General features: G+C 65.5%; 21 protein-coding genes and 1 pseudogene. 11 read left to right on the top strand and 11 right to left on the bottom strand.

Annotated elements, in window-relative coordinates; genetic code table 11:
• The 4 genes and pseudogenes from C0541_RS17370 to pssA form a co-directional block, all read right to left on the bottom strand.
• Nucleotides 1–658: pseudogene (locus C0541_RS17370) on the bottom strand (pectate lyase); the annotation flags it as partial.
• A gap of 786 nt (nt 659–1444) precedes the next feature.
• The gene (gene rimI / locus C0541_RS17375) at nt 1445–1927 is read right to left on the bottom strand and encodes a ribosomal protein S18-alanine N-acetyltransferase (protein WP_161960142.1); all 483 of its coding nucleotides are present in this window, start codon (nt 1925–1927) and stop codon (nt 1445–1447) included.
• Nucleotides 1924–2388, bottom strand: a complete 465-nt coding sequence (locus C0541_RS17380) for an alanine acetyltransferase (protein WP_115050468.1) — start codon at nt 2386–2388, stop codon at nt 1924–1926. The genes rimI and C0541_RS17380 overlap by 4 nt, the downstream gene beginning before the upstream one ends.
• 56 nt (nt 2389–2444) lie before the next feature.
• The gene (gene pssA, locus C0541_RS17385; RefSeq protein ID WP_115050470.1) at nt 2445–3218 is read right to left on the bottom strand and encodes a CDP-diacylglycerol--serine O-phosphatidyltransferase; all 774 of its coding nucleotides are present in this window, start codon (nt 3216–3218) and stop codon (nt 2445–2447) included.
• 131 nt (nt 3219–3349) lie between these two features.
• On the opposite strand from pssA, the gene C0541_RS17390 reads away from it, so the two are divergent.
• From C0541_RS17390 to C0541_RS17400, 3 genes are all read left to right on the top strand, one after another.
• Complete coding sequence (locus C0541_RS17390; protein WP_161960143.1) at nt 3350–3751, top strand: DUF4124 domain-containing protein; 402 nt, start codon at nt 3350–3352, stop codon at nt 3749–3751.
• A gap of 114 nt (nt 3752–3865) precedes the next feature.
• Nucleotides 3866–5560, top strand: coding sequence for a proline--tRNA ligase (locus tag C0541_RS17395; RefSeq protein ID WP_115050472.1), 1695 nt, complete (start codon nt 3866–3868; stop codon nt 5558–5560).
• Nucleotides 5561–5704: 144 nt separating this feature from the next.
• Nucleotides 5705–6157 carry an H-NS family nucleoid-associated regulatory protein gene (locus C0541_RS17400; RefSeq protein WP_115050474.1) on the top strand — a complete coding sequence of 151 codons (453 nt, stop codon included), beginning with the start codon at nt 5705–5707 and terminating at the stop codon, nt 6155–6157.
• A gap of 61 nt (nt 6158–6218) precedes the next feature.
• Here C0541_RS17400 and C0541_RS17405 read toward each other — a convergent pair whose 3' ends face one another.
• Entirely contained in the window at nt 6219–7478 is a 1260-nt protein-coding gene (locus tag C0541_RS17405; RefSeq protein ID WP_115050476.1) for a threonine/serine ThrE exporter family protein, read from the bottom strand.
• Nucleotides 7479–7526: 48 nt separating this feature from the next.
• Between C0541_RS17405 and C0541_RS17410 the strand changes: the two genes are divergently transcribed.
• The 4 genes from C0541_RS17410 (at nt 7527) to C0541_RS17425 (ending at nt 11272) form a co-directional block, all read left to right on the top strand.
• Nucleotides 7527–8756 (top strand): MlaE family lipid ABC transporter permease subunit, encoded by a 1230-nt coding sequence (locus tag C0541_RS17410; protein ID WP_429001355.1) that lies wholly within the window; start codon nt 7527–7529, stop codon nt 8754–8756.
• Between the two features lie 85 nt (nt 8757–8841).
• Entirely contained in the window at nt 8842–9684 is an 843-nt protein-coding gene (locus C0541_RS17415) for an ABC transporter ATP-binding protein (protein ID WP_115050480.1), read from the top strand.
• A gap of 2 nt (nt 9685–9686) precedes the next feature.
• A complete protein-coding gene (locus tag C0541_RS17420; RefSeq protein ID WP_016903957.1) occupies nt 9687–10613 on the top strand; it encodes an MlaD family protein in 927 nt (308 codons plus the stop codon).
• Nucleotides 10610–11272: an ABC-type transport auxiliary lipoprotein family protein gene (locus C0541_RS17425; RefSeq protein WP_115050481.1), complete on the top strand. Its 663-nt coding sequence runs from the start codon at nt 10610–10612 to the stop codon at nt 11270–11272. The genes C0541_RS17420 and C0541_RS17425 overlap by 4 nt, the downstream gene beginning before the upstream one ends.
• On the opposite strand, the gene C0541_RS17430 is transcribed toward C0541_RS17425, so the two are convergent.
• Nucleotides 11269–11847 carry an alpha-ketoglutarate-dependent dioxygenase AlkB family protein gene (locus tag C0541_RS17430; RefSeq protein ID WP_115050483.1) on the bottom strand — a complete coding sequence of 193 codons (579 nt, stop codon included), beginning with the start codon at nt 11845–11847 and terminating at the stop codon, nt 11269–11271. The two genes, C0541_RS17425 and C0541_RS17430, sit on opposite strands and share 4 nt — an antisense overlap.
• A gap of 211 nt (nt 11848–12058) precedes the next feature.
• On the opposite strand from C0541_RS17430, the gene C0541_RS17440 reads away from it, so the two are divergent.
• Together C0541_RS17440 and C0541_RS17445 are read left to right on the top strand one after the other, a co-directional pair.
• Nucleotides 12059–13708 (top strand): electron transfer flavoprotein-ubiquinone oxidoreductase, encoded by a 1650-nt coding sequence (locus tag C0541_RS17440; protein ID WP_115050487.1) that lies wholly within the window; start codon nt 12059–12061, stop codon nt 13706–13708.
• A gap of 109 nt (nt 13709–13817) precedes the next feature.
• The gene (locus tag C0541_RS17445; protein ID WP_115051137.1) at nt 13818–16553 is read left to right on the top strand and encodes a rhamnan synthesis F family protein; all 2736 of its coding nucleotides are present in this window, start codon (nt 13818–13820) and stop codon (nt 16551–16553) included.
• Nucleotides 16554–16576: 23 nt separating this feature from the next.
• On the opposite strand, the gene C0541_RS17450 is transcribed toward C0541_RS17445, so the two are convergent.
• Complete coding sequence (locus tag C0541_RS17450) at nt 16577–17215, bottom strand: CoA transferase subunit B (RefSeq protein ID WP_115050489.1); 639 nt, start codon at nt 17213–17215, stop codon at nt 16577–16579.
• Nucleotides 17215–17946 carry a CoA transferase subunit A gene (locus tag C0541_RS17455; RefSeq protein ID WP_115050490.1) on the bottom strand — a complete coding sequence of 244 codons (732 nt, stop codon included), beginning with the start codon at nt 17944–17946 and terminating at the stop codon, nt 17215–17217. Before C0541_RS17455 ends, C0541_RS17450 begins: the two co-directional genes overlap by 1 nt.
• A gap of 133 nt (nt 17947–18079) precedes the next feature.
• Here C0541_RS17455 and C0541_RS17460 point away from each other — a divergent pair, with 133 nt between their 5' ends.
• Nucleotides 18080–19426 carry a phosphomannomutase gene (locus C0541_RS17460; RefSeq protein WP_115050492.1) on the top strand — a complete coding sequence of 449 codons (1347 nt, stop codon included), beginning with the start codon at nt 18080–18082 and terminating at the stop codon, nt 19424–19426.
• Nucleotides 19427–19469: 43 nt separating this feature from the next.
• A complete protein-coding gene (locus tag C0541_RS17465) occupies nt 19470–20873 on the top strand; it encodes a mannose-1-phosphate guanylyltransferase/mannose-6-phosphate isomerase (RefSeq protein WP_115050495.1) in 1404 nt (467 codons plus the stop codon).
• A 115-nt stretch (nt 20874–20988) separates the two neighbouring features.
• Here the strand turns inward: C0541_RS17465 and rfbD are convergent, their stop codons facing one another.
• Genes rfbD through rfbA form a run of 3 tightly spaced genes read right to left on the bottom strand, consistent with a single transcriptional unit; the run spans nt 20989 to nt 23335 of the window.
• Nucleotides 20989–21897, bottom strand: a complete 909-nt coding sequence (rfbD, locus tag C0541_RS17470; RefSeq protein WP_115050497.1) for a dTDP-4-dehydrorhamnose reductase — start codon at nt 21895–21897, stop codon at nt 20989–20991.
• Nucleotides 21894–22451 (bottom strand): dTDP-4-dehydrorhamnose 3,5-epimerase, encoded by a 558-nt coding sequence (gene rfbC, locus C0541_RS17475; RefSeq protein WP_115050499.1) that lies wholly within the window; start codon nt 22449–22451, stop codon nt 21894–21896. The genes rfbD and rfbC overlap by 4 nt, the downstream gene beginning before the upstream one ends.
• Nucleotides 22448–23335: a glucose-1-phosphate thymidylyltransferase RfbA gene (gene rfbA / locus C0541_RS17480; protein ID WP_115050501.1), complete on the bottom strand. Its 888-nt coding sequence runs from the start codon at nt 23333–23335 to the stop codon at nt 22448–22450. Before rfbA ends, rfbC begins: the two co-directional genes overlap by 4 nt.
• Nucleotides 23336–23380 lie beyond the last annotated feature (45 nt).

Raw genomic sequence — 23380 nt, forward strand, 5'->3', positions numbered from 1 at the left:
AGATGGTGACGAAGTTGGCGCCCTTCTTGACGTCCATTGCGCCATCGTGATGCTGCTTGGGGCGGCCGTTGGCGGTGCCGTTCTGATCGTCGGTGCGGCGACCGTCGGTGAAGGTGACATGGTCCACCCACACGTTGGTCGCGCCCTCGACCGTGAGGCCGTCGTACTCGGCGTTCCAGTTGCCGGCGCTGCCGTCATCCGGGTCCCAGACCGGCTCCGGATCCCAGGGGTTTTCGATGGTGAGGTTGCGGATGATGACGTCGTTGGCCTTGACGTAAAAATAGCCTTCGCGGATTTCCGCATTGCTGGTGATGCCGATCAGCGTGGTCTTGGTGGGGATGTCCAGACGCGCGCGGCTCTTCATGTCCGAGGTCTTGGTGTACGGCTTGCCCTCGCTGACATCGATGATGCCGCTGACCTTGATGATGCGTCCGTTGCTGCCCACGCTGGCTTTCAGCGCGCTCTTCAGTTCGGCGGCATTCTTGACCGTGTAGATGTTGGCAGCGGCCGCTTTGGAGCCGCCCTTGGTCCCTCCGTTCTGTGTTGCCCAACCAGTGGTTGCAACTTCCAGCGCAGGATCGGCACAGGCAATGCCAACGACCAGCAACGACCCGACAAACAGCGACGCGGCGGCCGCCGTTGAAAATTTCGGCTTCATCTTGATGTCTCCCTCGGATGGGTTCGATGCGCCGCGCGGCGGCACACCCCTCGTCTAGCAGGCGCGGAACATACTTTTCATCTCTGTAATGTTCAGTTCCGCGGTACCGATACTAGGAGCATCGCAATGGCTTGTATCTAGGCGATGTATCGATGTGCACGCGCAGTCACGCAAACGGTTGCGGGACACGCAAGAGAAGACAAAACGCTGTAATCAAGACACGCAGAGACAGGCGCGAGGACACTGCAGCGCAGCATGCGCTGCATCGCGGCGCAGACCGACACGGCTCCAGCACGGTGTGCCACCGCGATCACATGCGCGCAGGTTTTTTCGATGCCTGTGGCAGCTGCGATGTGATGCAGTGCGACCGCACGGTGCCTGGGCGCGATCGGTCACGGCACTGAAGACACGAAAAAGAGCTGGCGAAGGAATCACCCTTGCGCGGACTGGTGCGCCGTGCCGGATGTCGACGCGCACGCGGCCGACTCAAGCGTCGCGGCGGGAGATGGCCGGTTGTTGCGATCGATTGCAGCGATGCGCCAGGACCCAGGTCACAGCACGCACGATTGCCTGGTCACCCGATGGCACGGCGTCATGCCAAAGCCGCATCTGCTGCGTAACAGGACAAGCACCGGGGCGGTCCTGCGACCGCGACGCAGGCGCAGGGCCGATGTGTCCAGGCCGTGATGCCGCTCACCGACGCAAGCACGCAGTGCGTATCGGGTGCATGCGCGCAATTCCAGCCGGACGCGCGCGAAGGCTCGGATCAGCCTCGGCCGATGAATTTCAGGAGAACCCGTCGAAGGACAACTCGATCGCCATCACCAACGCATCTTCGCGGCCGCTGCTGGAGGGGTAGTAGCGTGGCCGACGGCCAATCTCGTTGAAGCCTTCGGAGTGATACAGCGCAATCGCCGACGGATTGGACGGGCGCACTTCCAGGAAGGCACGCCGCGCGCCGCGATCGCAGGCACCCTTGATCAGCGCGCGCAACAGCACGCGGCCATGCCCGCGGGATTGCGCTTCCGGTGCGATGCAGACATTGAGCACGTGCGCCTCGTCGGCAGCGATGCTGATCACTCCGTAGCCAATGACCTGCCCGCCCTGCTCCATCACCCAGCCCGGATAGCCGGCCTGCAGGCAATCGCGAAAGATGTTGCGCGTCCACGGGAACGGATAGGCGCGATGTTCGATGTCCATCACCACGTCCAGATCGCTCTCGCGCATGGCGCGCAGCGAGGTGGGCAGCGGTACGTTCAAGGCGCTCATGCCGGGCCCTGGCGCCGCCGCAACGCGCGCAGTTGCGGCCACAGCGCGCGCTTGGCCGCCGGATTGCCACGCAACTCGGCCAGCGGCCAGGACGCCATCAAGGCTTGCGTCTGCGGATCGCCCGGGTTGCAGCCGGAGGCACGCAGCAACGCCATCTGCAGGCGGTCGGGCAGGCCGACCCGGCTGCGCCGCGGCACTGCCGACGGCGCAGTCGTGACCGCATGCGGCGCATCGGCCGGCGCGGCCGGCGCGCTGCGACGGGCCGCCGGCGGTAACGCTGGCGCCGGATTGGGCGAGGTGCGCTCCGCGCGCGGCGGTGCGGCCACCGGCGCACGCTCGATCCTCTCCTCGGCCGCCGCAGCGTCCACGCTGTCGCGGTCCAGGTACACGGTGTGTCCCAACGCCTGCAGATACGACACCTGCAGATCGGACCACATCGGCTCGGAGCCCAATTGGCTCATGGCATCTGGCTCATGGCATCTGGCTCATGGCAGTCGATGCATCGCGGCTGGCCGGTTCATGGCAGCTCGGGCGTGCGCCGCCAGCGCCGCCATACCCACAGCACCGGGCCGGACAGCGCATACAGCACACCGATCACCAGCAGCGAACGGGCCAGGTCGATCACCAGCAGCGCGATCACCACCGTGGCGATCGCCAGCGCCAGGAACGGCACCCGGTCGGCGCGCGGACCACGCGCGCCGCCCTTGAAACTCCAGAACCGGATCCGGCTGACCATCAGCAAGGCCGCCACCACGGTGACCGCCAGCGCCAGGTAACGCAGCTGCTCGCCATCGAAGCCCAGGCTGTCGTCGGCAAACGCCCAGACGAAGGACATCATCAGGCCAGCGGCCGCCGGACTGGCCAGGCCGATGAACCAGCGCTTGTCGACCACGCCCACTTGCGTATTGAAGCGCGCCAGGCGCAACGCCGCGCAGGCCGCATACAGGAACGCGGCCGACCAGCCGACCCGGCCCATCACGTTGCTGTCGTACTTCAGCGCCGACAGCGACCAGTGATACATCACCAGCGCCGGGGCCATGCCGAAGCTGACCAGGTCGGCCAGCGAGTCGTACTGCACGCCGAATTCGCTGCTGGTATTGGTCAGGCGCGCGACCCGGCCGTCCAGCCCGTCCATCACCGCGGCCACGAACACCGCCATGGCCGCCTGGACGAATTGCCCGTTGGCGGCGGCGATGATGGCGTAGAAACCGGAAAACAGCCCGGCGGTGGTGAACAGGTTCGGCAGCAGGTAGATCGTGCGCGAGCGCGGGGGCGGTCTCATCTCATCCATCCGGCAAGTGTAGGGCCTGAGGTCCGTCCGGCGGTAGCGCGCCTGCGTCATGCATGCGCGTGCGCGGCATTACTTGCCAGCGCCGGCGGCGGATGCTGCAATCGCCGCGGGAATCATCCAGGGGAAGCCACATGCACCTGTCGTCCGGGCTTTGCGCCCTGCTGATGCTGGCCAGCGCCGCCGCCGGCGCGACCGATCTCTATAAATGGAAGGACGCCAGGGGCGTCACCCAGTACACCGAAACCCCGCCACCGACCGGCCAGCGCTATGAAGCGCGCCGGATCGATGCGCGCAGCGGCACCGCCGCCATCGCCGCGCCGGAGACCGCCACGCCCGAGTCGGCCGACTGCCTGACCGCACGCCGCAACCTGGAACTGCTCAACGGCAAGGGCGAGGTCACCATGGGCGCCGGCGCCGACGGCAAGCCCGGCACCGCGCTGGACCCGGAGGCCCGCGCGGCGCAGCGCAATCTCGCCGAGGCGGCCGCCAAGGCCTATTGCAAGCCGGCAGCGAGCGGCACTCCGGCCACCTGAGCCGGCCCGGGAGCGGCCACCTGCCGGCCCATCCGCCCGGCCGATCGGCCGGCGCCACTGACCGGCAGGGCGCGAGACTGGCAAACTATGGGCTTTCCGCCCAAGCGAAGCCCGATGCGTCTTTCCCAGTTCCACCTGCACACCACCAAGGAAACCCCGGCCGACGCCGAGCTGGTCAGCCACCGTCTGATGCTGCGCGCGGGCATGATCCGCAAGCTGGCCTCCGGGCTGTACACCTGGTCGCCACTGGGCCTGCGCGTGCTGCGCAAGGTCGAGGCCATCGTGCGCGAGGAGATGAACCGCGCCGGGGCGGTGGAAGTGCTGTTCCCCACCATCCAGCCGCGCGAACTGTGGGACGCCACCGGCCGTTGGGAAAAGTTCGGCGGGCAGTTGCTCAAGATCAAGGATCGCAAGGAACAGGAGTTCTGCTACAGCCCGACCGCCGAAGAGGCCGCGGCCGAGTTCGCGCGCCAGGAAATCAACAGCTACAAGCAGTTGCCGCTGAACTTCTTCCAGATCCAGACCAAGTTCCGCGATGAGATCCGCCCGCGCTTCGGCGTGATGCGCGCGCGCGAGTTCCTGATGAAGGACGCCTACTCCTTCCATCTCACCGATGCCGACATGGCGCGCGAATACGACAACATGCGCGCGGCCTACACCCGCATCTTCACCCGGCTGGGGCTGGAATTCCGCGCCGTGCAGGCCGATTCCGGCGCGATCGGCGGCGATGCCTCGCAGGAATTCCACGTCATCGCCGCCTCCGGCGAAGACTCGCTGGCGTTCTCCACCGGCTCCGATTACGCCGCCAACGTGGAAACCGCCAGCGCCGCCCTGCCTGCCCCGCGCGCCGAGGCCGGCGAGGCGATGCGCCAGGTTGCAACGCCCACCCAGAAGACCTGCGAAGACGTCGCCCGGTTGCTGGGCATCACGCTGCAGCGCACGGTCAAGTCGGTGGCGGTGATGACCGAGGCCGGCTTCGTGCTGGTGCTGGTGCGCGGCGATCACGCCGTCAACGAGATCAAGCTGGCCAAGGTCGCCGGCCTGGCCGGCTACCGCCTGGCCAACGAGACCGAGATCCGCGACCACCTCGGCTGCCAGCCGGGTTTCCTGGGCCCGGTGAACACCGCCCGCCCGGTGCGCGTGGTGGCCGACCGCGATGTCGCGGCGATGGCCGATTTCGTGGTCGGCGCCAATGTGCCCGGCGAGCACCTGGCAGGCGTCAACTGGGGCCGCGACCTGCCCGAACCGGACACCGTTGCGGATGTGCGCAACGTCATCGACGGCGAACGCGCGGCCGATGGCGGCGAACTGCGTCTGGCGCGCGGGATCGAAGTGGGCCATGTGTTCCAGCTCGGCGACCAGTATGCGCAGGCGCTGCAGGCCACCGTGATCGACGAGAACGGCAAGCCCGCGGTGATGAAGATGGGCTGCTACGGCATCGGCATTTCGCGCATCGTCGCTGCGGCGATCGAGCAGAACCATGACGAGGCCGGCATCGTCTGGCCGGCGCCGATGGCACCGTGGCAGGTGGTGGTCTGCATCATCAACCCCAAGCAGGATGCGCAGGTGCTTGCCGCCGCCCAGGCATTGCTGGACGAATTGATCGCCGCCGGGATCGAAGCGGCGCTGGACGATCGCGGCCTGCGCCCGGGCGCCATGTTTGCCGATATGGAACTGCTGGGCATTCCGCATCGGGTGGTGGTCTCCGAGCGCGGATTGGCCGCCGGTACATTTGAATATCGTGCCCGCACTGCAGAGGCAGCAGAAAACCTGGATAAGGCCGGGTTATTCTCCCGCCTGGGTCGTTGATCAAACCACCCGAAACCCCTTCGATTGGATGAACACAAGGCGCCGAATTATTTCGGCGCATTTGTCACCCGGGTTTTCTCACATTATGATGGCCAGCGCTGCCACGGACCGGCATTCTTTTCTCCCTCATCTTCCGGAGTAGTGATGTCGATCGATCTTAGCGGCCTGTCGGCCAAGCAGTTGGGTGCCCTGATCAAAAATGCGAAAAAGCAGCAGACCGTGGTTGCCAAGCGCGCACCAATTGCCAAGGTTCGCACGCAGCTGACCCGCGCGGCAAAAGCCCAGGGTTATTCCATCGAAGAATTGTTTGGCGCCAGCGCCGGTGCGGGCCGTGCGGCTGCCGCTGCCAAGCCGGGTCCGCGCGCCGGCCGCAAGCTGGGCAAGGTTGCGCCGAAGTATCGCAACCCCGCCAACCCGCAGGAAGCCTGGACCGGCCGCGGCAAGCAGCCGCGCTGGCTGGCCGAGCTGACCGCCGCCGGCAAGAAGGTCGAAGACTTCCTGATCAGCAAGGTCAGCACCAAGAAGACTCCGGCCAAGAAAGCCTCGCCGCGTAAAGCCACCACCAAGCGCGCACCCAAGAAGTCCAAGCCCGCTTGATTCATAACAATAAGAAACGCCGGCACTGCCGGCGTTTTTTTATTGCGCATTTTCCCGACGGTCATAAATTCTTGCGGGCCGGAATCAATAGATTGCCAAACAGCAATCCGGCCATCAGGGCCATCACGATATTGGTCACCGCCAATAGTGCAGCCTGCCCGACGCTGACATCCTGCTGCTGTACCAGGGTCAGAAAGCCACGCAGGCTGACACTGCCCGGAACCAGCATGATGATGCCGGGCAGACGGATCAACGCACCGGGTTTTTGCACCACCCGCCCGAACAGATTACCGGCCGCGGTCAATGCCATCGCCGATGCAAAGACGCCGGCCGGACCACCCCAGGCATGCCCGGCATAACGCGCAATGACATACCCGGACATGGCCGCTGCCATGATCCATAGATAATCGCGTCGATTGGCCTTGAACAACACCGCAAACGCATAAGCGGCCACCAGCAGCGACGCCCATTCCACCCAGCCGGCCTGCGGGCGCAAAGCGGCCACCTGCGGGTGCAGGCCGAGCACCTGGGTCACCGTCACCGCGATCACCGCACCGACGGTGAGCTTGAGCACCGTGGTCACCGCACCGGCCAGCCGCGCCGTGCCTGAGACCCAATGCTGGCTGGCCAGCTCGTTGAAGGCGTTGGTCAACGACATGCCGGGCAGCAGCACCACCAGCGAGGCGATGATCACCGTATTGAGGTTCAACGGCCCGACCAGCGACGCCACCACCGCGGCCACCACCCCGGCCAACAGCCCGGCCAGTGCCTCGCCGGCCTCCTTGGTCGCCGGCCGCTTGTCGGTGTACTGGGTCAGCAGGCCGATCGACATCCCGATCGTGCCGGCGGTGGCGATGTCCAGCCAGGGCAGTTTCCACAACCCCGCCACCCCGGCGGCGGCCAGCCCGAATGCCAGCACCTGCATGGTCCTGCCGCGCCGATCGACCTCGCGGTCCAGCCGCCGCAGCGCGGTATGGCCCTGGGCGATGCTCATGCGCCCGTTGGCCACGCTGTCGGCCACGTAATCGGCCACGCTGAGCTTGTAGAGATCGTTCTCGCCCGGGGCCAGCCGGATCACCCGGGTGATGTCGCTGGAGCCGATCGCCTTGGTCGGGTCGCTGAAGCTCAGGATGATTCCGGTGGGATTGGACCAGGGCTCGCAGTCCAGGCCCAGCTTCTGCGACAGTCCGACCACGGCCGCCTCCAGACGTTGCGCAGTGGTGCCGTAGGAATGCAGGCGTCCGGCGATTTCCGAAACAAAGGCGACGCGCTGGGCATAGGTGGCGCTGGCGGACGGTTGGACGACGGTGGCAGCGGACATGCGTGGCGGGTCGGATCGAAGAACGCCGTCTGGCGAGGCCGCCAGTGTATGCCGCAGCGCACCTGGCCGGCGCGCCGATCGCCCGTGCCGGGACCACAGGCGCGAAGCGTCCCCATCATTTGCTCACGCCGGCCGCGGTATGCTGGCGCCACGGACAGGCCACCCATGATCACACCGCAACCTCCCCGCATCGACCAAGACTCGCAGGATCAGACCCAGCTCCGCCTCGCCGGCAGTTGGGTGCTGGCGACCGCCCTGCCCCAGGCAGAACTGCTGCAGGCCGTGCCCGATGGGGTGCGCCGCATCGATGCGCGCGGCATCGGCCAGCTGGATTCGGCCGGCGTGCTGCAGTTGCTGCGCTTTGCCGGCCGCATGGGGCTGAAGGAAGATGCGATCGATTTCCGCGATGAGCACCAGGCCCTGGTCTGCACCATCGAGGAGCTCAACGACGAACGCCCCAAGCCCAAACGCGACTACGGCTTCGTCGCCGCGCTGGACCGCCTGGGCCGCACCACCCATGGCGTCGGCCAGGGCATCCTGGAACTGAACAGCTTTCTCGGCGAGAACCTGGTCAAGATCGGGCGGCTGATCCACGAGCCGCGCCGTTTCCGCCTGACCTCCACCGTGCACCACATGGAGCAGGTCGGCCTGGATGCGGTGCCGCTGGTGGTGCTGCTGTCGTATCTGGTCGGCGCGGTGATCGCCTTCCTGGGCTCGACCATCCTGCGCGACTTCGGTGCGGAAATTTACGTGGTGGAGCTGGTGTCGATCGCGTTCCTGCGCGAGTTCGCGGTGCTGCTGACCGCCATCGTGCTGGCCGGGCGCACTGCCAGCGCCTTCACCGCGCAGATCGGCGCGATGAAATCGCGCGAGGAAGTGGACGCGATCCGCACCCTGGGTCTGGACCCGATCGACCTGCTGGTGATTCCGCGCCTGCTCGCGCTGATCTTCACCCTGCCGCTGCTGACCTTCATCGCGATGATCGCCGGCCTGGCCGGTGGCGTCACCGTGGGCGCATTCGACCTGGACATCCCGCCGCAGATGTACCTGGCGCGCATGCACGAAACCATCCAGTTGCGGCATTTCCTGGTCGGGCTGTCCAAGGCGCCGCTGTTTGCGCTGGTGATCGGCCTGATCGGCTGCCTGGAAGGCCTGAAGGTCAGCGGTACCGCGCAATCGGTGGGCGAGCGCACCACCTCCTCGGTGGTGCAGACGATTTCCTTGGTCATCATCCTCGACGCGATTGCGGCGTTGTGGTTCATGAAGATGGGGTGGTGATGAGGACGGGATTCGACATTCGGGATTGGGGATTCGTGCAGGGCGCGAGCGCAGCTGGCGCCCTGACTTTCGGGAGAGCCGTGCTGTGACCAATCCCGACTCCCCACTCCCCAATCCCGGCCCGGAGGCCGACGCCGACGACGACCAGCTGGCGATCTCGGTGCGCGGGCTGACCAACCGTTTCGGCAGCCAGGTCGTGCACGAGGACCTGGATCTGGACGTACGTCGCGGCGAGATCCTGGGCGTGGTCGGCGGCTCGGGCACCGGCAAGTCGGTGCTGATGCGCAGCATCCTGGGCCTGCGCGAGCCGGACGCCGGCAGCATCCAGGTGCTGGGGGCGGACGCGCGCTCGGGCCGTTTCGCCGACCGCCAGCACATCACCCGCAATACCGGCGTGCTGTTCCAGGACGGTGCGCTGTTCTCGTCGATGACCGTCGGCGAAAACGTGCAGGTGCCGCTGAAGGAACACCACGGCGAGTTCCCCGAACGCTGGTATTTCGAGCTGGCGCTGCTGAAGATCAAGCTGGCCGGCCTGCCGGCCGATGCGCTGGACAAGCTGCCCTCGCAGCTGTCCGGCGGCATGCGCAAGCGCGCCGGCCTGGCGCGGGCGCTGGCGCTGGATCCGCCGCTGCTGTTCCTGGATGAACCCACCGCCGGGCTCGACCCGATCGGCGCGGCCGCCTTCGACCGGTTGATCCGCACCCTGCAGCAGGCGCTGGGCCTGACCGTGTTCCTGATCACCCATGACCTGGATACGCTGTATGCCATCTGCGACCGCATCGCGGTGCTGGCCGATCGCAAGGTGATCGCCAACGCGCCGCTGGCCGAGGTCGAGCAGATCGACCACCCCTGGATCCAGGAATACTTCCACGGTCCGCGCGCCCGCGCCGCGCGCGCGGCCAAGACCGACTCCACCGAGACCGCCTGAGCATGGAAACCAAAGCCAATTACGTCCTGATCGGCGCCTTCACCATCGTGGCGGGCCTGGCCCTGCTGCTGTTCGGGCTATGGGCCGCAAAGTATTCCTCCGACCGCACCTGGCAGCAGTACCGGGTGGTGTTCCGCGAGGCGGTGACCGGCCTGACGGTCGGAAGCCCGGTGCAATACAACGGCATCGCGGTCGGCTCGATCACCGAGCTGACGCTGGCACCGAACGATCCGCGCCAGGTGGTCGCGCATGTGCGGGTGAACTCCACCACGCCGATCAAGAGCGATACCCGCGCCAAGCTGGCCATCACCAGCCTGACCGGTCCGTCGATCATCCAGCTCTCCGGCGGCACGCCCGAGGCACCGTCGCTGACCACCATCGACAAGAGCGATGCGCCGATCATCCAGACCACGCCGTCGGCATTGCAGAACATCACCGACACCGCCAACCGCATCGTCGAGCGCATGGACCAGATGCTCTCGGACAAGAACGTGGCCAGCATCACCGCCACCTTGCAGAACCTGGAAAAGATCAGCGGCGGCATCGCCGATCGCGACGAAGGCATGCAGGCGCTGATCGTCAGCGCGCGCGATGCCGCGCGCAATCTGGACACCACCCTGACCACCACCAACGGCACCATCAAGCGGCTGGACCAGAACCTGGTGCAGCAGTTGCCCGGCATCCTGGAAAAGCTCGATGCCACCCTGGTCAAGCTGGATTCGGCCGCCGGCAACGCCGACAACATCCTTGGCGAGAACCGCGCCGCCATCAACAGCTTCGCCAACGACGGGCTGGGCCAGCTCGGGCCCACGCTGACCGAATTGCGCGGCCTGATCCGCGATCTGCGCCGGGTCAGCGACAAACTGGACAACAACCCTGCGCGCTACCTGCTCGGCCGCGACGCACCCAAGGAGTTCGAACCGAAATGACTGCCATGCGCCTGTTGCGTCCCGTGTTGTGCGTCTCCCTGCTGGCGCTGGGCGGCTGCTCGCTGCTCAATGGCGGCGACCAGAAGCCGGCCACCATCTACGCGCCCAATGTCCGGATTACGCCGAACCCGGCCTGGCCGCAGGTGAGCTGGCAGCTGTCGGTGTCCAAGCCCAGCGCCGCGCGGGTGATCGACAGCCCACGCATCAACGTGCGACCCACGCCGGGCGAGTTGCAGGTCTATCACGGCGCGGGCTGGGCGCAGCCGGCCACCGACATGCTGGAAGACAGCGTGGTGCGTGCGTTCGAGGACTCCGGCAAGATCGCCGCGGTCGCCCGTATCGGCACCGGCATCCGCTCCGACTACAAGCTGGCGATCGACCTGCGCCGCTTCGAATCCGATTACGCCGGCCAGTCGCTGCCCTCGGCCACCATCGAACTCAATGCCAAGCTGCTGCACGCCGCCGACCAGCGCGTGGTGGCCTCGCGCACCTTCCTGGTTGCACGCCCGTCCAGCGGCACCGACACGGCGGCAGTGGCAGCGGCATTCGAACAGGCGATGACGCAGGTGACCACCGAACTGGTCGGCTGGACCCTGCTCAATGGCCAGCAGGATAGCCAGCGCCTGCCGCGCCCGCTGTCACCGCGACAGCCGAACTAGCGCTCGCGGCGGCGCGGCGCAATCTGGCGAAAGGTCAGGTTGATGCGCTCGCCGACGGGTTTGGCGGTGCGCGGCAACGCATGCCTGTAGTGGCGCTGGGTATCGCCTCCCATCAGCAGCAGATCGCCGTGCCCCAGTTCCAGCGCCTGCTTCACTGCCGCATCGGCGCGATGCCTGAAGGCAAAGCGCCGCGTCGCGCCCAGGCTGACCGAAGCGATCAACGGCTGCGCGCCCAACTCCGGCTCGTCGTCGCTGTGCCAGCCCATCGCATCGTTGCCGCTGCGGTAACGGTTGGCCAGCACGCTGTTGAACGGCTCGCCGGTCTCGGCCTGCAGGCGCGTGCGCAAGGGCTGCAGTACGTCCAGCCACGGCTGCGGCGCGAACTGCGTGCCCGAGTAGCGGTAGCTGGCGTCCGGATCGCCGATCCAGCTGCTCAGACGCGGCGAATCCACCGTCCGCCCGAACATGCGGATGCGATGCACCTCCCACTGCACCTGCGTCAGCAGCGCCTGCAGCAGCGCATCGGCCTGCGCGCGCGGCAACCAGCCGCGGCACCAGCCCTGTCTCTTATACACANAGACAGGGCTATTCCAGCCTGAGCCACCTGCATCGCCTGCCGATCGACGAACTCAAGCTGGACATGAGCTTCGTGCGCGACATCGAACACAGCGAAGACGCCCGCGCCGGATGCAGGCTGCGTGGCGCGGATGAATCGATCCGATTTGCCGCCGTCACATCGAATCCCGGAAAATGCGTGCCAGCCATCGAGCCAACGGGAGCGGAGCAATGTCGGAAGCAGGAGTCGGCGCAACTGCGCCAGAGACGGTCGAGCGCGACGTGATGGAGTACGACGTCGTCACCGTCGGCGCCGGTCCGGCCGGGCTGGCCTTTGCGATCCGGCTCAAGCAGCTGGATCCGGCCATCAGCGTCTGCGTGATTGAAAAATCCAGCACCATCGGTGCGCATATCCTGTCCGGCGCGGTGATCGAGCCGGGCCCGCTGGATGCCCTGCTGCCGGGCTGGCGCGACAACCCGCCGCCGATCTGCGTGGCCGCCACCGACGACGAATTCTGGTTCCTCGGCAAGGACAGCGCGCGCAAGTTCCCGGTGGTGCCGCCGGGCATGCGCAACCACGGCAACTTCATCGTCAGCCTGGGCGCGATGTGCGCCTGGCTGGCGCCGCAGGCCGAAGCGCTGGGCGTGGAGATCTACCCGGGCTTTGCCGCCGCCGAAACGCTGCACGACGACAACGACCAGGTCATCGGCGTGCGTATCGGCGACATGGGCGTGGCCAAGGATGGATCGCACAAGCCCGGTTACACCGCCGGCATCGACATCCGCGCCAAGGTCACCGTGCTGGCCGAGGGCGCGCGCGGGCATCTGACCAAGCGTCTGCTCAAGCGCTTCGACCTCACCGCCGACAGCGACCCGCAGGGCTACTCGATCGGCATCAAGGAACTGTGGCAGGTCCCGGAAGGGCGCGTCAGCCCCGGCAAGATCGTGCACACATTGGGCTGGCCGGCCGACAACCGCACCTACGGCGGCAGCTTCCTGTATCACCTGGACAACAACCAGATCGCGCTCGGTTATGTGAGCGGGCTGGACTACAGCGACCCGCAATACCAGCCATGGGAAGCCTTCCAGCAATGGAAGAACCACACGCTGATCAAGCCATTGCTGGACGGCGGCAGCATCCTCTCGGCCGGCGCACGCGCCATCGTCACCGGCGGCTGGCAATCGCTGCCGAAGGTGGAAATGCCCGGCGCCCTGCTGATCGGCGACACTGCCGGCCTGCTCAACGTGCCCAAGATCAAGGGCACCCACCAGGCGATCCGCAGCGGCATGCTGGCCGCCGAGCATCTGGTGCAATCGCAGCTGGCGCCGCAAGGCTTCGACGCCAAGTTGCGCGCCTCCGATGCGATGGCCGAGCTCAAGCAGGTGCGCAACATCAAGCCGGGCTTCAAGAAGGGCCTGTGGTTCGGCCTGCTCAACGCCGCCTGGGAAACTGCGCTCAAGGGCGCCTCGCCATGGACACTGAAGAACAAGCCCGACTGGTCGGCATTGCACAAGATCGGCGAGTACGAGCAACCCACGCGCGACTACGGCACGCGCGAGCTCGCTCCGCGTGACCGGCTGCAGGCGGTCTACTTCGCCGCCACCGAGCACGACGAAGACCAGCCCGTGCACCTGAAGGTGCTCGACACCGACGTCTGCGCCACCCGCTGCGTGCAGGAATACGACAACCCCTGCACCCGCTTCTGCCCGGCCAACGTCTACGAGATGGTCGCAGACACCGGCAGCCCGTCCAGCAAGCGCCTGCAGATCAACGCCGCCAACTGCGTGCACTGCAAGACCTGCGACATCAAGGACCCGTACGAGATCATCACCTGGGTCACGCCGGAGGGTGGTTCGGGTCCGAACTACCAGAACCTGTGAGCAACGGTCGGCATACCGCGTGAGCGGCAGTCTCTCCAAGCTCCTGGCCGCGGCACGTCGCTCGGTAGAGCTCCATGGCGGCGGTTTCGCCGGCGTAGCCGCGGTCGCAATACGGGCCTTCAAGGTCATCCGCGCCCTGGGCATACGCGGCCTGCTGGGGCGGCTGCAACTGGCCGGGCGTACGCAGCCGGCGGTCCATCACCTGTCTGACCAGGAACCTTTCCTCGCGCCTGCGCCGCTGTCGCAGCTGCGGCTCAAGACTGGCGTGATGCTGCACGTCTTCTATCCCGACCTGATCGACGAATTCGCACAGTCACTCCAGCACATGCCGGTGGGCTACGACCTGCTGGTGTCGGTGATGGATGAAGCCGCCGCCGTCCAGGTGCGAGACCGTTTTTCAAGGTTGCCGCGGGTGGACAAGCTCGATATCCGCATCGTGCCCAACCGTGGCCGTGACATCGCGCCGCTATTGGTGACATTTCGCGAACAGGTCCTGGCATTGGATGTCGTTGGCCATCTGCACACGAAAAAGTCGCTGTATACAGGCAGCGAGCAAGGCCAATGGCGCCGTTACCTGGTGTCATCCCTGATGGGGAGCCCGGAGCGCATCGCCTGGCACCTGGGAATGTTTCAGGCCGAGCCGCGGCTTGGCATGCTCTATCCCGAGAGTTACGAGCGGGTGTTGCTGTGGGCGCATACCTGGCTCAGCAATTTCAGCGTGTGTCGCGCGCTTGCCCAGCGACTTGGATTCGACATCAGTCCCTCGGAGTACATCGATTTTCCTGCCGGATCGATGTTCTGGGCGAAGGTGGATGCATTGCGGCCGTTGTACGCGCTGGATCTGGAACTCAAGGATTTTCCGGAAGAACACGGTCAGATCGATGGCACCCTGCACCACGCAGTGGAGCGCATCTTCGTCGCTGTTGTGCGCCACCAGCAGTATCGGATTGGCATATTGCCGCAAGATGGCACGCTGGCACTCAGCGGCGAAGGTGGACGCAACTGGCAGGCGGCGTTCGAAACACCGATCGCCACGCGGTTGACCCTGTCCTCTCTTCAAGCTCGGCTGGTGTCGCTGGATATCTTCGATACCTTGGTAGTGAGGCCGTTCCTGTTTCCGGCGGGTGCGCGCGCCTATCTTGCCCATCTGGTCGCGGACCGATTCGGGGTCGGGAATTTTCTCGAACTCCGCGAGCTTGCCGAGGCGAAGGCACGCCATCAACGTGGCGCCGATGTCGATCTATCAAGCATCTACACCACGCTGTCTGGCCTGCCCGGTGCGGGAGGACTTCCCATCGGTGCCTTGCAGGCACTGGAAGTGGCGCTGGAGGCCAGATTGCTGCAACCACGGCGAGGCGTGATCGCAGCGGCGGCGCACCTGCAACAACGTGGCATCCGCCTGGTTGCGCTTTCGGACATGTATCTGGATAGCACGTTGCTGCAGCAGATCCTGCCGGCCGACGTCAGCGCGTTGCCAGCTGCCTGGTATGTGTCGTGCGAGACGGGCTGGCGCAAGGATGCTGACAGCGCCTGGAAGGAACTGCCAGGCATCGAAAACATCGAGACATCGCACTGGCTGCATGTCGGCGACAACGAACATGCAGATGTCCAGCGTCCACAGATGCACAAGCTGTTGACGCCGGTGCACGTGCTTCGCCCATCCGCGCTGTTTGAGGTGGTCCCCGCATTGCGCCCGCTCAGACCGCCGTCGGGTGACGCAACGCGGTGGCAGGACCAGTTGTGGCTTGGCCTATTAGCCAATCGATTCGCCGATCTTGCCGACCGGCACCCGGAAACCTTGATGCCGCTGCCGATGCTTTCACCGGCATCTCTCGGCTACGTGGTCATCGGCCCGCTGATCTTCGATTATCTCGCCTGGCTGATCCGCATGGCGAAGCAAGCCAATATCGAAACAATCCTGTTTTTGAGCCGAGAAGGCCACCTGCTGGAGCAGGGTTTTCAGCTAGTAAGGCAAACCTCGCCTTTGCTGCAGCAGCTTCAGGGCAAGTATCTGCTGGCATCTCGGCGTGGAACCGGAACACCCTCGCTGCATGCACCGGATGATCTTGCAGTGCTGCTGGACAGCACCTACACCGGCACGTTGAGCGGCCTGATACAGGCGCGCCTGGGAGATGCTGCCGCAGCTGTTCTGGAACGTCGCCTGGGGCGCCCGGTCATGCAACGCGATGTCTACCTGCCGGAGATGCATGCCGAACTGCTGCAACTCATTGCCCCAGCGATCAATGACCTGCTGGCGCTGGCCGAGACTGAAAGGACGGCCTACCTGCGTTACTGGACGGCGACCGCAGGCGACGGTGCCGCCATGGTGGCCGACATAGGGTACTCCGGCACCATCCAGGCCAACCTCGCGCGAGTGACCGGGCAGCCGCTGGGTGGCGCGTATTTTGCACTGAACGGGCGCGCCACGAAGATCGCTGCCCAGAGTTGGGCCGCCGCCCGCTATTTTGATGGCCGTACCGAAGGTGCTCCGGAGCAGTCGACGATCCTGCGCCATGACCTGCTTCTGGAGACACTTCTCACCGCTCCTTCGCCGCAGTTTTCCTATTTTGCAGACGCCACCAACGTTCCGACTGCGGTCTACGCCAGTGCGGAGCTGTCGCCAGCGCAATGGGCGACGATCGCACAGGTGCACGAAGGTGCATTGGCGTTCATTGCAGACGTTTGCAAGGTTGCGCAGGACGAAAGCCATCTGCTGGACTTCGATCGAGCCGCGGTCCAGATCCCGCTGCAGTGCGTCGGCTCCGGACGCTGGCAGGCGCCGTGGCTGGCGGATCTGCAACTCGACGACCGTTTCACCGGACGCGGATCGGTTCGAGCCGGATGACCTGACGGCCATCCGGCCTGGCCTCACGGTTGAGGCGTCAGAAGTGCCACGCCGGTCTTCTGGCGCAACTCCTCCAGTTCTACCCCATCGGCCGCCTCCACCAGCACCAGCCCGCCATCGGTGACATCCAATACCGCCAGGTCGGTGATGATGCGATCCACCACGCCGACGCCGGTCAGTGGCAGGTCGCATTCGGGCAGGATCTTGTGGCTGCCGTCCTTGGCGACGTGTTCCATCAGCACGACAACGCGCTTGACGCCGGCCACCAGGTCCATTGCGCCGCCCATGCCCTTGACCATCTTGCCGGGCACCATCCAGTTGGCCAGGTCGCCGCGGTCGGTGACCTGCATCGCACCGAGAATCGCCAGATCGATATGCCCGCCGCGGATCATCGCGAAGGAGTCGTGGCTACCGAAATAGCTGGCGCCGGCACGTGCGGTCACTGTCTGCTTGCCGGCATTGATCAGGTCCGCATCCACCTCGTCCTCGGTGGGAAACGGGCCGATGCCGAGCAGGCCGTTTTCCGACTGCAGCCACACATCCACGCCATCGGGAATGTGGTTGGCCACCAGCGTCGGCAGGCCGATGCCCAGGTTGACGTAGGCCCCATCGGTCAATTCGCGCGCCGCTCGCGCCGCCATCTGGTCCCTGGTCCAGGCCATCACTGCCGTCCTTCGCGCACGGTGCGCTGTTCGATGCGTTTTTCCGGGGTGGCGTTGAGCACCAACCGGTCGACATAGATGCCGGGCAGATGTACCTGGTCCGGATCGATCGCACCCACCTCCACGATCTCCTCGACCTCGGCAACACAGACGCGCCCGGCCATGGCGCAGGCCGGGTTGAAGTTGCGCGCGGTCTTGCGGAACACCAGATTGCCGGCCGTATCCGCGCGCCACGCCTTGACCAGCGCGACATCGGCCTGCAACGCGGTTTCCATCACGTACTGCTTGCCGTCGAATTGCCGGGTTTCCTTACCCTGGGCGACGATGGTGCCGTAGCCGGTTGCGGTATAGAACGCGGGAATTCCCGCACCGCCCGCGCGCAGGCGCTCGGCCAGCGTGCCCTGCGGGTTGAACTCCAGCTCGAGTTCGCCGGCCAGGTACTGCCGCTCGAATTCCTTGTTCTCGCCCACGTAGGACGAAATCATCTTGCGAATCTGCCGGGTGGCCAGTAATTGGCCCAGCCCGAACCCGTCCACCCCGGCGTTGTTGGAGATCACCGTCAACCCACCCACCCCGCTGTCGCGCACGGCGGCAATCAGGGCCTCGGGGATTCCACACAAGCCAAAGCCGCCCACTGCCAGGGTCTGGCCATCGGCCAGGAGCCCGTCCAGCGCCGCCCTGGCATCGGCATGGCGTTTGCCGTCTGCCGTTCCACGTCCATCGTCACGCATCACCGCCCTCACCTCGCTGATGTGAAGCGCCCATTCTAGCCGGTGACTGTTCCCTGTCCCTGATCATGATTCGGCCACACCCAAGACACGGCGCACCCGCTAAACTTGGGCGACCCCCAAACCAGGAACTCCCATGACGCTACCCGCCTTCAAGGCCTACGATATTCGCGGCCGCGTGCCGGATGAACTCAACGAGGACTTGGCGCGCCGCATCGGCGTGGCGCTGGCGGCGCAGCTGGAGCAAGGGCCGGTGGTCCTGGGCCACGACGTGCGCCTGGCGAGCCCCGCCCTGCAGGAAGCGCTCTCGGCCGGCCTGCGCGCCAGCGGCCGCGAAGTGATCGACATCGGCCTGTGCGGCACCGAGGAGGTCTATTTCCAGACCGACTACCTCAAGGCTGCCGGCGGCGTGATGGTCACCGCCAGCCATAACCCGATGGACTACAACGGCATGAAGCTGGTCCGCGAGCAGGCGCGGCCGATCAGCTCCGACACCGGCCTGTTCGCGATTCGCGACACCGTCGCTGCCGACACCGCCGCCCCCGGCGAACCCACCGCAAGCGAGCACAGCCGCACCGACAAGACCGCCTACCTGGAGCACCTGCTCAGCTACGTGGACCGCAGCACGCTCAAGCCGCTCAAGTTGGTGGTCAACGCCGGCAACGGCGGCGCCGGCCTGATCGTCGACCTGCTGGCGCCGCACCTGCCGTTCGAGTTCATCCGCGTCTTCCACGAACCCGATGGCAACTTCCCCAACGGCATTCCCAACCCGCTGTTGCCGGAAAACCGCGACGCCACCGCCCGGGCGGTCAAGGAACACGGCGCCGACTTCGGCATTGCCTGGGATGGCGACTTCGACCGCTGCTTCTTCTTCGATCACACCGGCCGCTTCATCGAAGGCTACTACCTGGTCGGCCTGCTGGCCCAGGCGATCCTGGCCAAGCAGCCCGGCGGCAAGGTCGTGCACGACCCGCGCCTGACCTGGAACACCGTCGAGATGGTCGAGGACGCCGGCGGCATCCCGGTGCTGTGCAAGAGCGGCCACGCCTTCATCAAGGAAAAGATGCGCAGCGAAAACGCCGTGTATGGCGGCGAGATGAGCGCGCACCATTATTTCCGCGAGTTCGCCTACGCCGACTCCGGCATGATTCCGTGGCTGCTGATCGCCGAGCTGGTGTCGCAGTCCGGCCGCTCGCTGGCCGACCTGGTCGAAGCGCGCATGCAGAAGTTCCCCTGCAGCGGCGAGATCAACTTCAAGGTGGACGATGCCAAGGCGGCGGTTGCCCGCGTGATGGAACACTACGCCGATCAGTCGCCGGAACTGGACTACACCGATGGCATCAGCGCCGACTTCGGCCAATGGCGTTTCAACCTGCGCAGCTCCAACACCGAGCCGCTGCTGCGCCTGAACGTGGAAACGCGCGGCGACGCCGCTATGCTGGAAAGCCGCACGCAAGAGATTTCCGATCTGCTCCGTGGCTGATTTACCATCCCCCCACTTTGACGCACTGGAGTTTCCCCCGCTCATGAGCGATGTCCTTCCGATTATCCTGTCCGGCGGCTCCGGCACGCGCCTGTGGCCGCTGTCGCGCGAATCCTATCCCAAGCAGTTCCTGCCGCTGGTCGGCGAGCACAGCATGCTGCAGGCGACCTGGCTACGTTCGGCCCCGGTAGCGGCACATGCACCGATCGTGGTGGCCAATGAAGAACACCGCTTCATGGCCGCCGAACAGCTGCAGCAGCTGGGCGTGAAGCCGTCGGCCATCCTGCTCGAACCCAAGGGTCGCAATACCGCCCCGGCCATTGCCGTGGCCGCCCTGGAAGCCACCCGCAATGGCGGCGACCCGCTGTTGCTGGTGCTGCCGTCCGATCACGTGATCCGTGACGAGGCCGCCTTCCAGGCCGCCGTGACCGTGGCGGCAGCTGCCGCAGCACAGGGCAAGCTGGTCACCTTCGGCATCAAGCCGACCGCGCCCGAGACCGGCTATGGCTACATCAAGGCCGGTGCCGGCACCGGCGCGACCGCGGTCGAGCGCTTCGTCGAAAAGCCCGACCTGGCCACTGCGCAAGGCTATCTGGCCAGCGGCGAGTATTACTGGAACAGCGGCATGTTCCTGTTCCGTGCCTCGCGCTACCTGGAAGAGCTGCGCAAGTTCCAGCCCGCCATCGCCGATGCGTGCCAGAAGGCATGGGAAGGCGGCAAACGCGACGCCGACTTCACCCGTCTTGACAAGGATGCATTCGCCTCCAGCCCGTCGGATTCGATCGACTATGCGGTGATGGAAAAGACTGCCGATGCGGTGGTGGTGCCGCTGGATGCCGGCTGGAACGATGTCGGTTCCTGGTCGTCGCTGCTGGACGTCTCCGAACAGGACGGCCAGGGCAATGCGCATCACGGCGATGTCATCCAGCTGGACTGCAAGAACACCTATGCGTACGGCTCACGCCTGATTGCCATGGTCGGCCTGGAGGACGTGGTGGTGGTGGAGACGCCAGACGCGGTTCTGGTCGGTCACCGCGACCGCATCCAGGAAGTGAAGGATGTGGTCGGCCGGATCAAGGCCGACGGTCGCTCCGAAGCGACCTGGCACCGCAAGGTCTATCGTCCGTGGGGTGCCTACGATTCGATCGACATGGGCCACCGTCACCAGGTCAAGCGCATCACCGTCAAGCCCGGTGCCGTGCTCAGCCTGCAGATGCATCACCACCGCGCCGAACACTGGATCGTCGTCAGCGGCACTGCAGAAGTCACCCGTGGCGAAGAGGTGCTGCTGCTCACCGAGAACCAGAGTACCTATATTCCGCTTGGTGTGACCCATCGCCTGCGCAATCCGGGCAAATTGCCGCTGGAGCTGATCGAAGTGCAGTCCGGCAGCTACCTGGGCGAAGACGATATCGTGCGTTTCGAAGATACCTACGGGCGTACCTGATCGGTCGCTTTAGGGATTCTGTAGTGCACAAGCAAACAGCCGGGGATTCCCGGCTGTTTGCGTTTGCGGCCTGGATCAGTCGGCGAAAATAGCGCCACCGACCAGAGTGGCGCATCTAATGTCTGGCAGCTGCAAGTTCGGCAATCACGCGCTGCAGGCCGACGCGCCAGTCCGGCAACACGATGTCGAAATCGCGCTGCAGTTTGTCGATCGACAGCCGCGAGTATGCCGGCCGCTGTGCGGGCGTCGGGTAGTCGGCGGTCGTGATCGGCACCACGCGCGGTGCGCGCGACAGCAATCCTGCGCTGACCGCTTCCTGGAAGATCGCCTCGGCAAAGCCATGCCAGCTGGTCTGCCCTGCCGCCGTGAGATGCCAGGTTCCCGACGTGCCAGGTCTGCGTTGGCGCAGCAACTGCACGGTGACATCGGCGATCAGCGCAGCGGGCGTCGGTGTTCCGATCTGGTCGGCCACCACATGCAGCTCCTCGCGCCCGGCACCGACACGCAACATGGTGCGCAGGAAGTTGGCGCCATGCGAGGCATACACCCACGCCGTGCGAAGGATCAGGTGCTGCGCGCCTGAAGCACGGATGGCCTGCTCGCCAGCGAGCTTGGTCTGGCCATACACGCCCAGCGGCGAGGTCTGCGCATCCTCCGGATACGGCACGGCGCCCTGGCCGTCGAAGACGTAGTCGGTCGAGTAGTGCACCAGCGGTACGGTGTTGGCTGCACACCATGCCGCGATGACGCCGGGTGAAGTTGCATTGGCACGCAAAGCGCCGTCGCGGTCCTGCTCGGCACGGTCCACTGCGGTGTAGGCGGCAGCATTGATTACCACGCTCGGGCCGACTCGGTCCAGCAACGCCGTCAGCGTTTGCGGTGCGTCAAAGTCCGCCGCCTCGCAGGCGCTGCCATCAGGCAGCCGACCACTGCGTGTCGTTGCCTGCACCGAGCCATTGGCAGCCAACGCGCGCAGCAGTTCCGTCCCGACTTGCCCACTGGCGCCAAACACCAACGTGGTCAAGGCATATACACCGGCAGCCGATCAACCGGCACCTCTTCCAGGAACGGCGCCTTGGCATCCTTGGGGGACAACAGTGGATCGCTGATCGGCCAATCGATCCCGATCGCTGCATCGTCCCAACGCACGCCTGCGTCGGCTTCCTTGACATAGACGTCGGTGCACAGATAACTGAACAGCGCTTTGTCCGAAAGCACGGCAAAACCATGCGCAAAGCCCTCGGGTATCCAGACCTGGCGTCGGTTTTCTGCGCTCAGCAGCACAGCGGTCCAGCGCCCGAAGTGGGGAGACCCGGCGCGGATATCCACCGCAACGTCGTAGACCTCGCCTTCAAGCACGCTCACCAGCTTGCCTTGCGGCCGGGGCCACTGGTAATGCAGCCCGCGCAGTACGCCCCTGCTGGACGTGGAAACGTTGCTTTGCACAAAACCCGATGGCAGGCCATGCTGAGCGAAGCGCTCTGCATTCCATGTTTCGAAGAACTGACCGCGCTCATCGCCAAAGACCGCAGGTTCGATGACGACGCAGCCGGGCAACGTCGTTTCGATCACTTTCAATGGACAACCCCACGCTTGGCTAACGCAGTCAGATACTTGCCATAGTCATTCTTCAACAACGGCGCCGCCAGGCGCTCCAGCTGCTCCGCATCGATCCAGCCCTGGCCGAACGCGATTTCTTCCGGGCAGCACACCTGCAGGCCCTGGCGCATCTGGATGGTCTCGATGAAATTGGCCGCTTCATGCAACGACTGGTGCGTCCCGGTATCCAGCCATGCATACCCGCGCCCCAGCGGCTCCAGGTGCAGGTCGCCGGCATCGAGATAGCAGCGATTGAGATCGGTGATCTCCAGCTCGCCGCGCGGCGAGGGCTTCAGGGCAGCTGCGTAATCGCTGGCCTTGCCATCGTAGAAGTACAGGCCGGTGACCGCGTAGTTGGAACGGGGCTTTTCCGGCTTTTCGGCGATGTCGATGACCTTGCCTTGCTGATCGAATTCGGCAACGCCGTAGCGCTCCGGGTCGTTGACCCAGTAACCGAAGACGGTCGCTCCCTGCTCACGCGCATCGGCGCGGCGCAAAGTATCGGTCAGACCATGCCCATGGAAGATATTGTCGCCCAGCACCAGGCAGCTCGGCTTGCCGTCGATGAACTCGCGACCGATCAGATAGGCCTGCGCCAGGCCGTCAGGGCTGGGTTGCACGGCATACTGGAGATTGACGCCCCACTGGGAACCATCGCCCAGCAGCGACTGGAACAGCGCCTGCTCGTGCGGCGTGTTGATGATCAGGATGTCGCGGATACCCGCGAGCATCAGCACGCTCAGCGGGTAGTAGATCATCGGCTTGTCGTACACCGGTAACAACTGCTTGCTGACGCCCTTGGTGATCGGATACAGGCGCGTGCCGGAGCCGCCCGCCAGAATGATGCCTTTACGTTGTGTCATCAGGTATGTCCTGTTGAGGCCCGCACACGCTTACATGCGCGGGCG

The sequence above is a fragment of the Xanthomonas arboricola genome (genome assembly GCF_003353015.1).
Lineage (GTDB): Bacteria > Pseudomonadota > Gammaproteobacteria > Xanthomonadales > Xanthomonadaceae > Xanthomonas > Xanthomonas arboricola_E.

Bases quoted from the DNA above. Each gene is read 5' to 3' on its own strand.
- rimI (WP_161960142.1), bottom strand. From the start codon at position 1,927: ATGAGCGCCTTGAACGTACCGCTGCCCACCTCGCTGCGCGCCATGCGC.
- C0541_RS17380 (WP_115050468.1), bottom strand. From the start codon at position 2,388: ATGAGCCAATTGGGCTCCGAGCCGATGTGGTCCGATCTGCAGGTGTCG.
- pssA (WP_115050470.1), bottom strand. From the start codon at position 3,218: ATGGATGAGATGAGACCGCCCCCGCGCTCGCGCACGATCTACCTGCTG.
- C0541_RS17390 (WP_161960143.1), top strand. From the start codon at position 3,350: ATGCACCTGTCGTCCGGGCTTTGCGCCCTGCTGATGCTGGCCAGCGCC.
- C0541_RS17395 (WP_115050472.1), top strand. From the start codon at position 3,866: ATGCGTCTTTCCCAGTTCCACCTGCACACCACCAAGGAAACCCCGGCC.
- C0541_RS17400 (WP_115050474.1), top strand. From the start codon at position 5,705: ATGTCGATCGATCTTAGCGGCCTGTCGGCCAAGCAGTTGGGTGCCCTG.
- C0541_RS17405 (WP_115050476.1), bottom strand. From the start codon at position 7,478: ATGTCCGCTGCCACCGTCGTCCAACCGTCCGCCAGCGCCACCTATGCC.
- C0541_RS17410 (WP_429001355.1), top strand. From the start codon at position 7,527: ATGCCGCAGCGCACCTGGCCGGCGCGCCGATCGCCCGTGCCGGGACCA.
- C0541_RS17420 (WP_016903957.1), top strand. From the start codon at position 9,687: ATGGAAACCAAAGCCAATTACGTCCTGATCGGCGCCTTCACCATCGTG.
- C0541_RS17425 (WP_115050481.1), top strand. From the start codon at position 10,610: ATGACTGCCATGCGCCTGTTGCGTCCCGTGTTGTGCGTCTCCCTGCTG.
- C0541_RS17440 (WP_115050487.1), top strand. From the start codon at position 12,059: ATGTCGGAAGCAGGAGTCGGCGCAACTGCGCCAGAGACGGTCGAGCGC.
- C0541_RS17450 (WP_115050489.1), bottom strand. From the start codon at position 17,215: ATGGCCTGGACCAGGGACCAGATGGCGGCGCGAGCGGCGCGCGAATTG.
- C0541_RS17455 (WP_115050490.1), bottom strand. From the start codon at position 17,946: ATGCGTGACGATGGACGTGGAACGGCAGACGGCAAACGCCATGCCGAT.
- C0541_RS17460 (WP_115050492.1), top strand. From the start codon at position 18,080: ATGACGCTACCCGCCTTCAAGGCCTACGATATTCGCGGCCGCGTGCCG.
- C0541_RS17465 (WP_115050495.1), top strand. From the start codon at position 19,470: ATGAGCGATGTCCTTCCGATTATCCTGTCCGGCGGCTCCGGCACGCGC.
- rfbA (WP_115050501.1), bottom strand. From the start codon at position 23,335: ATGACACAACGTAAAGGCATCATTCTGGCGGGCGGCTCCGGCACGCGC.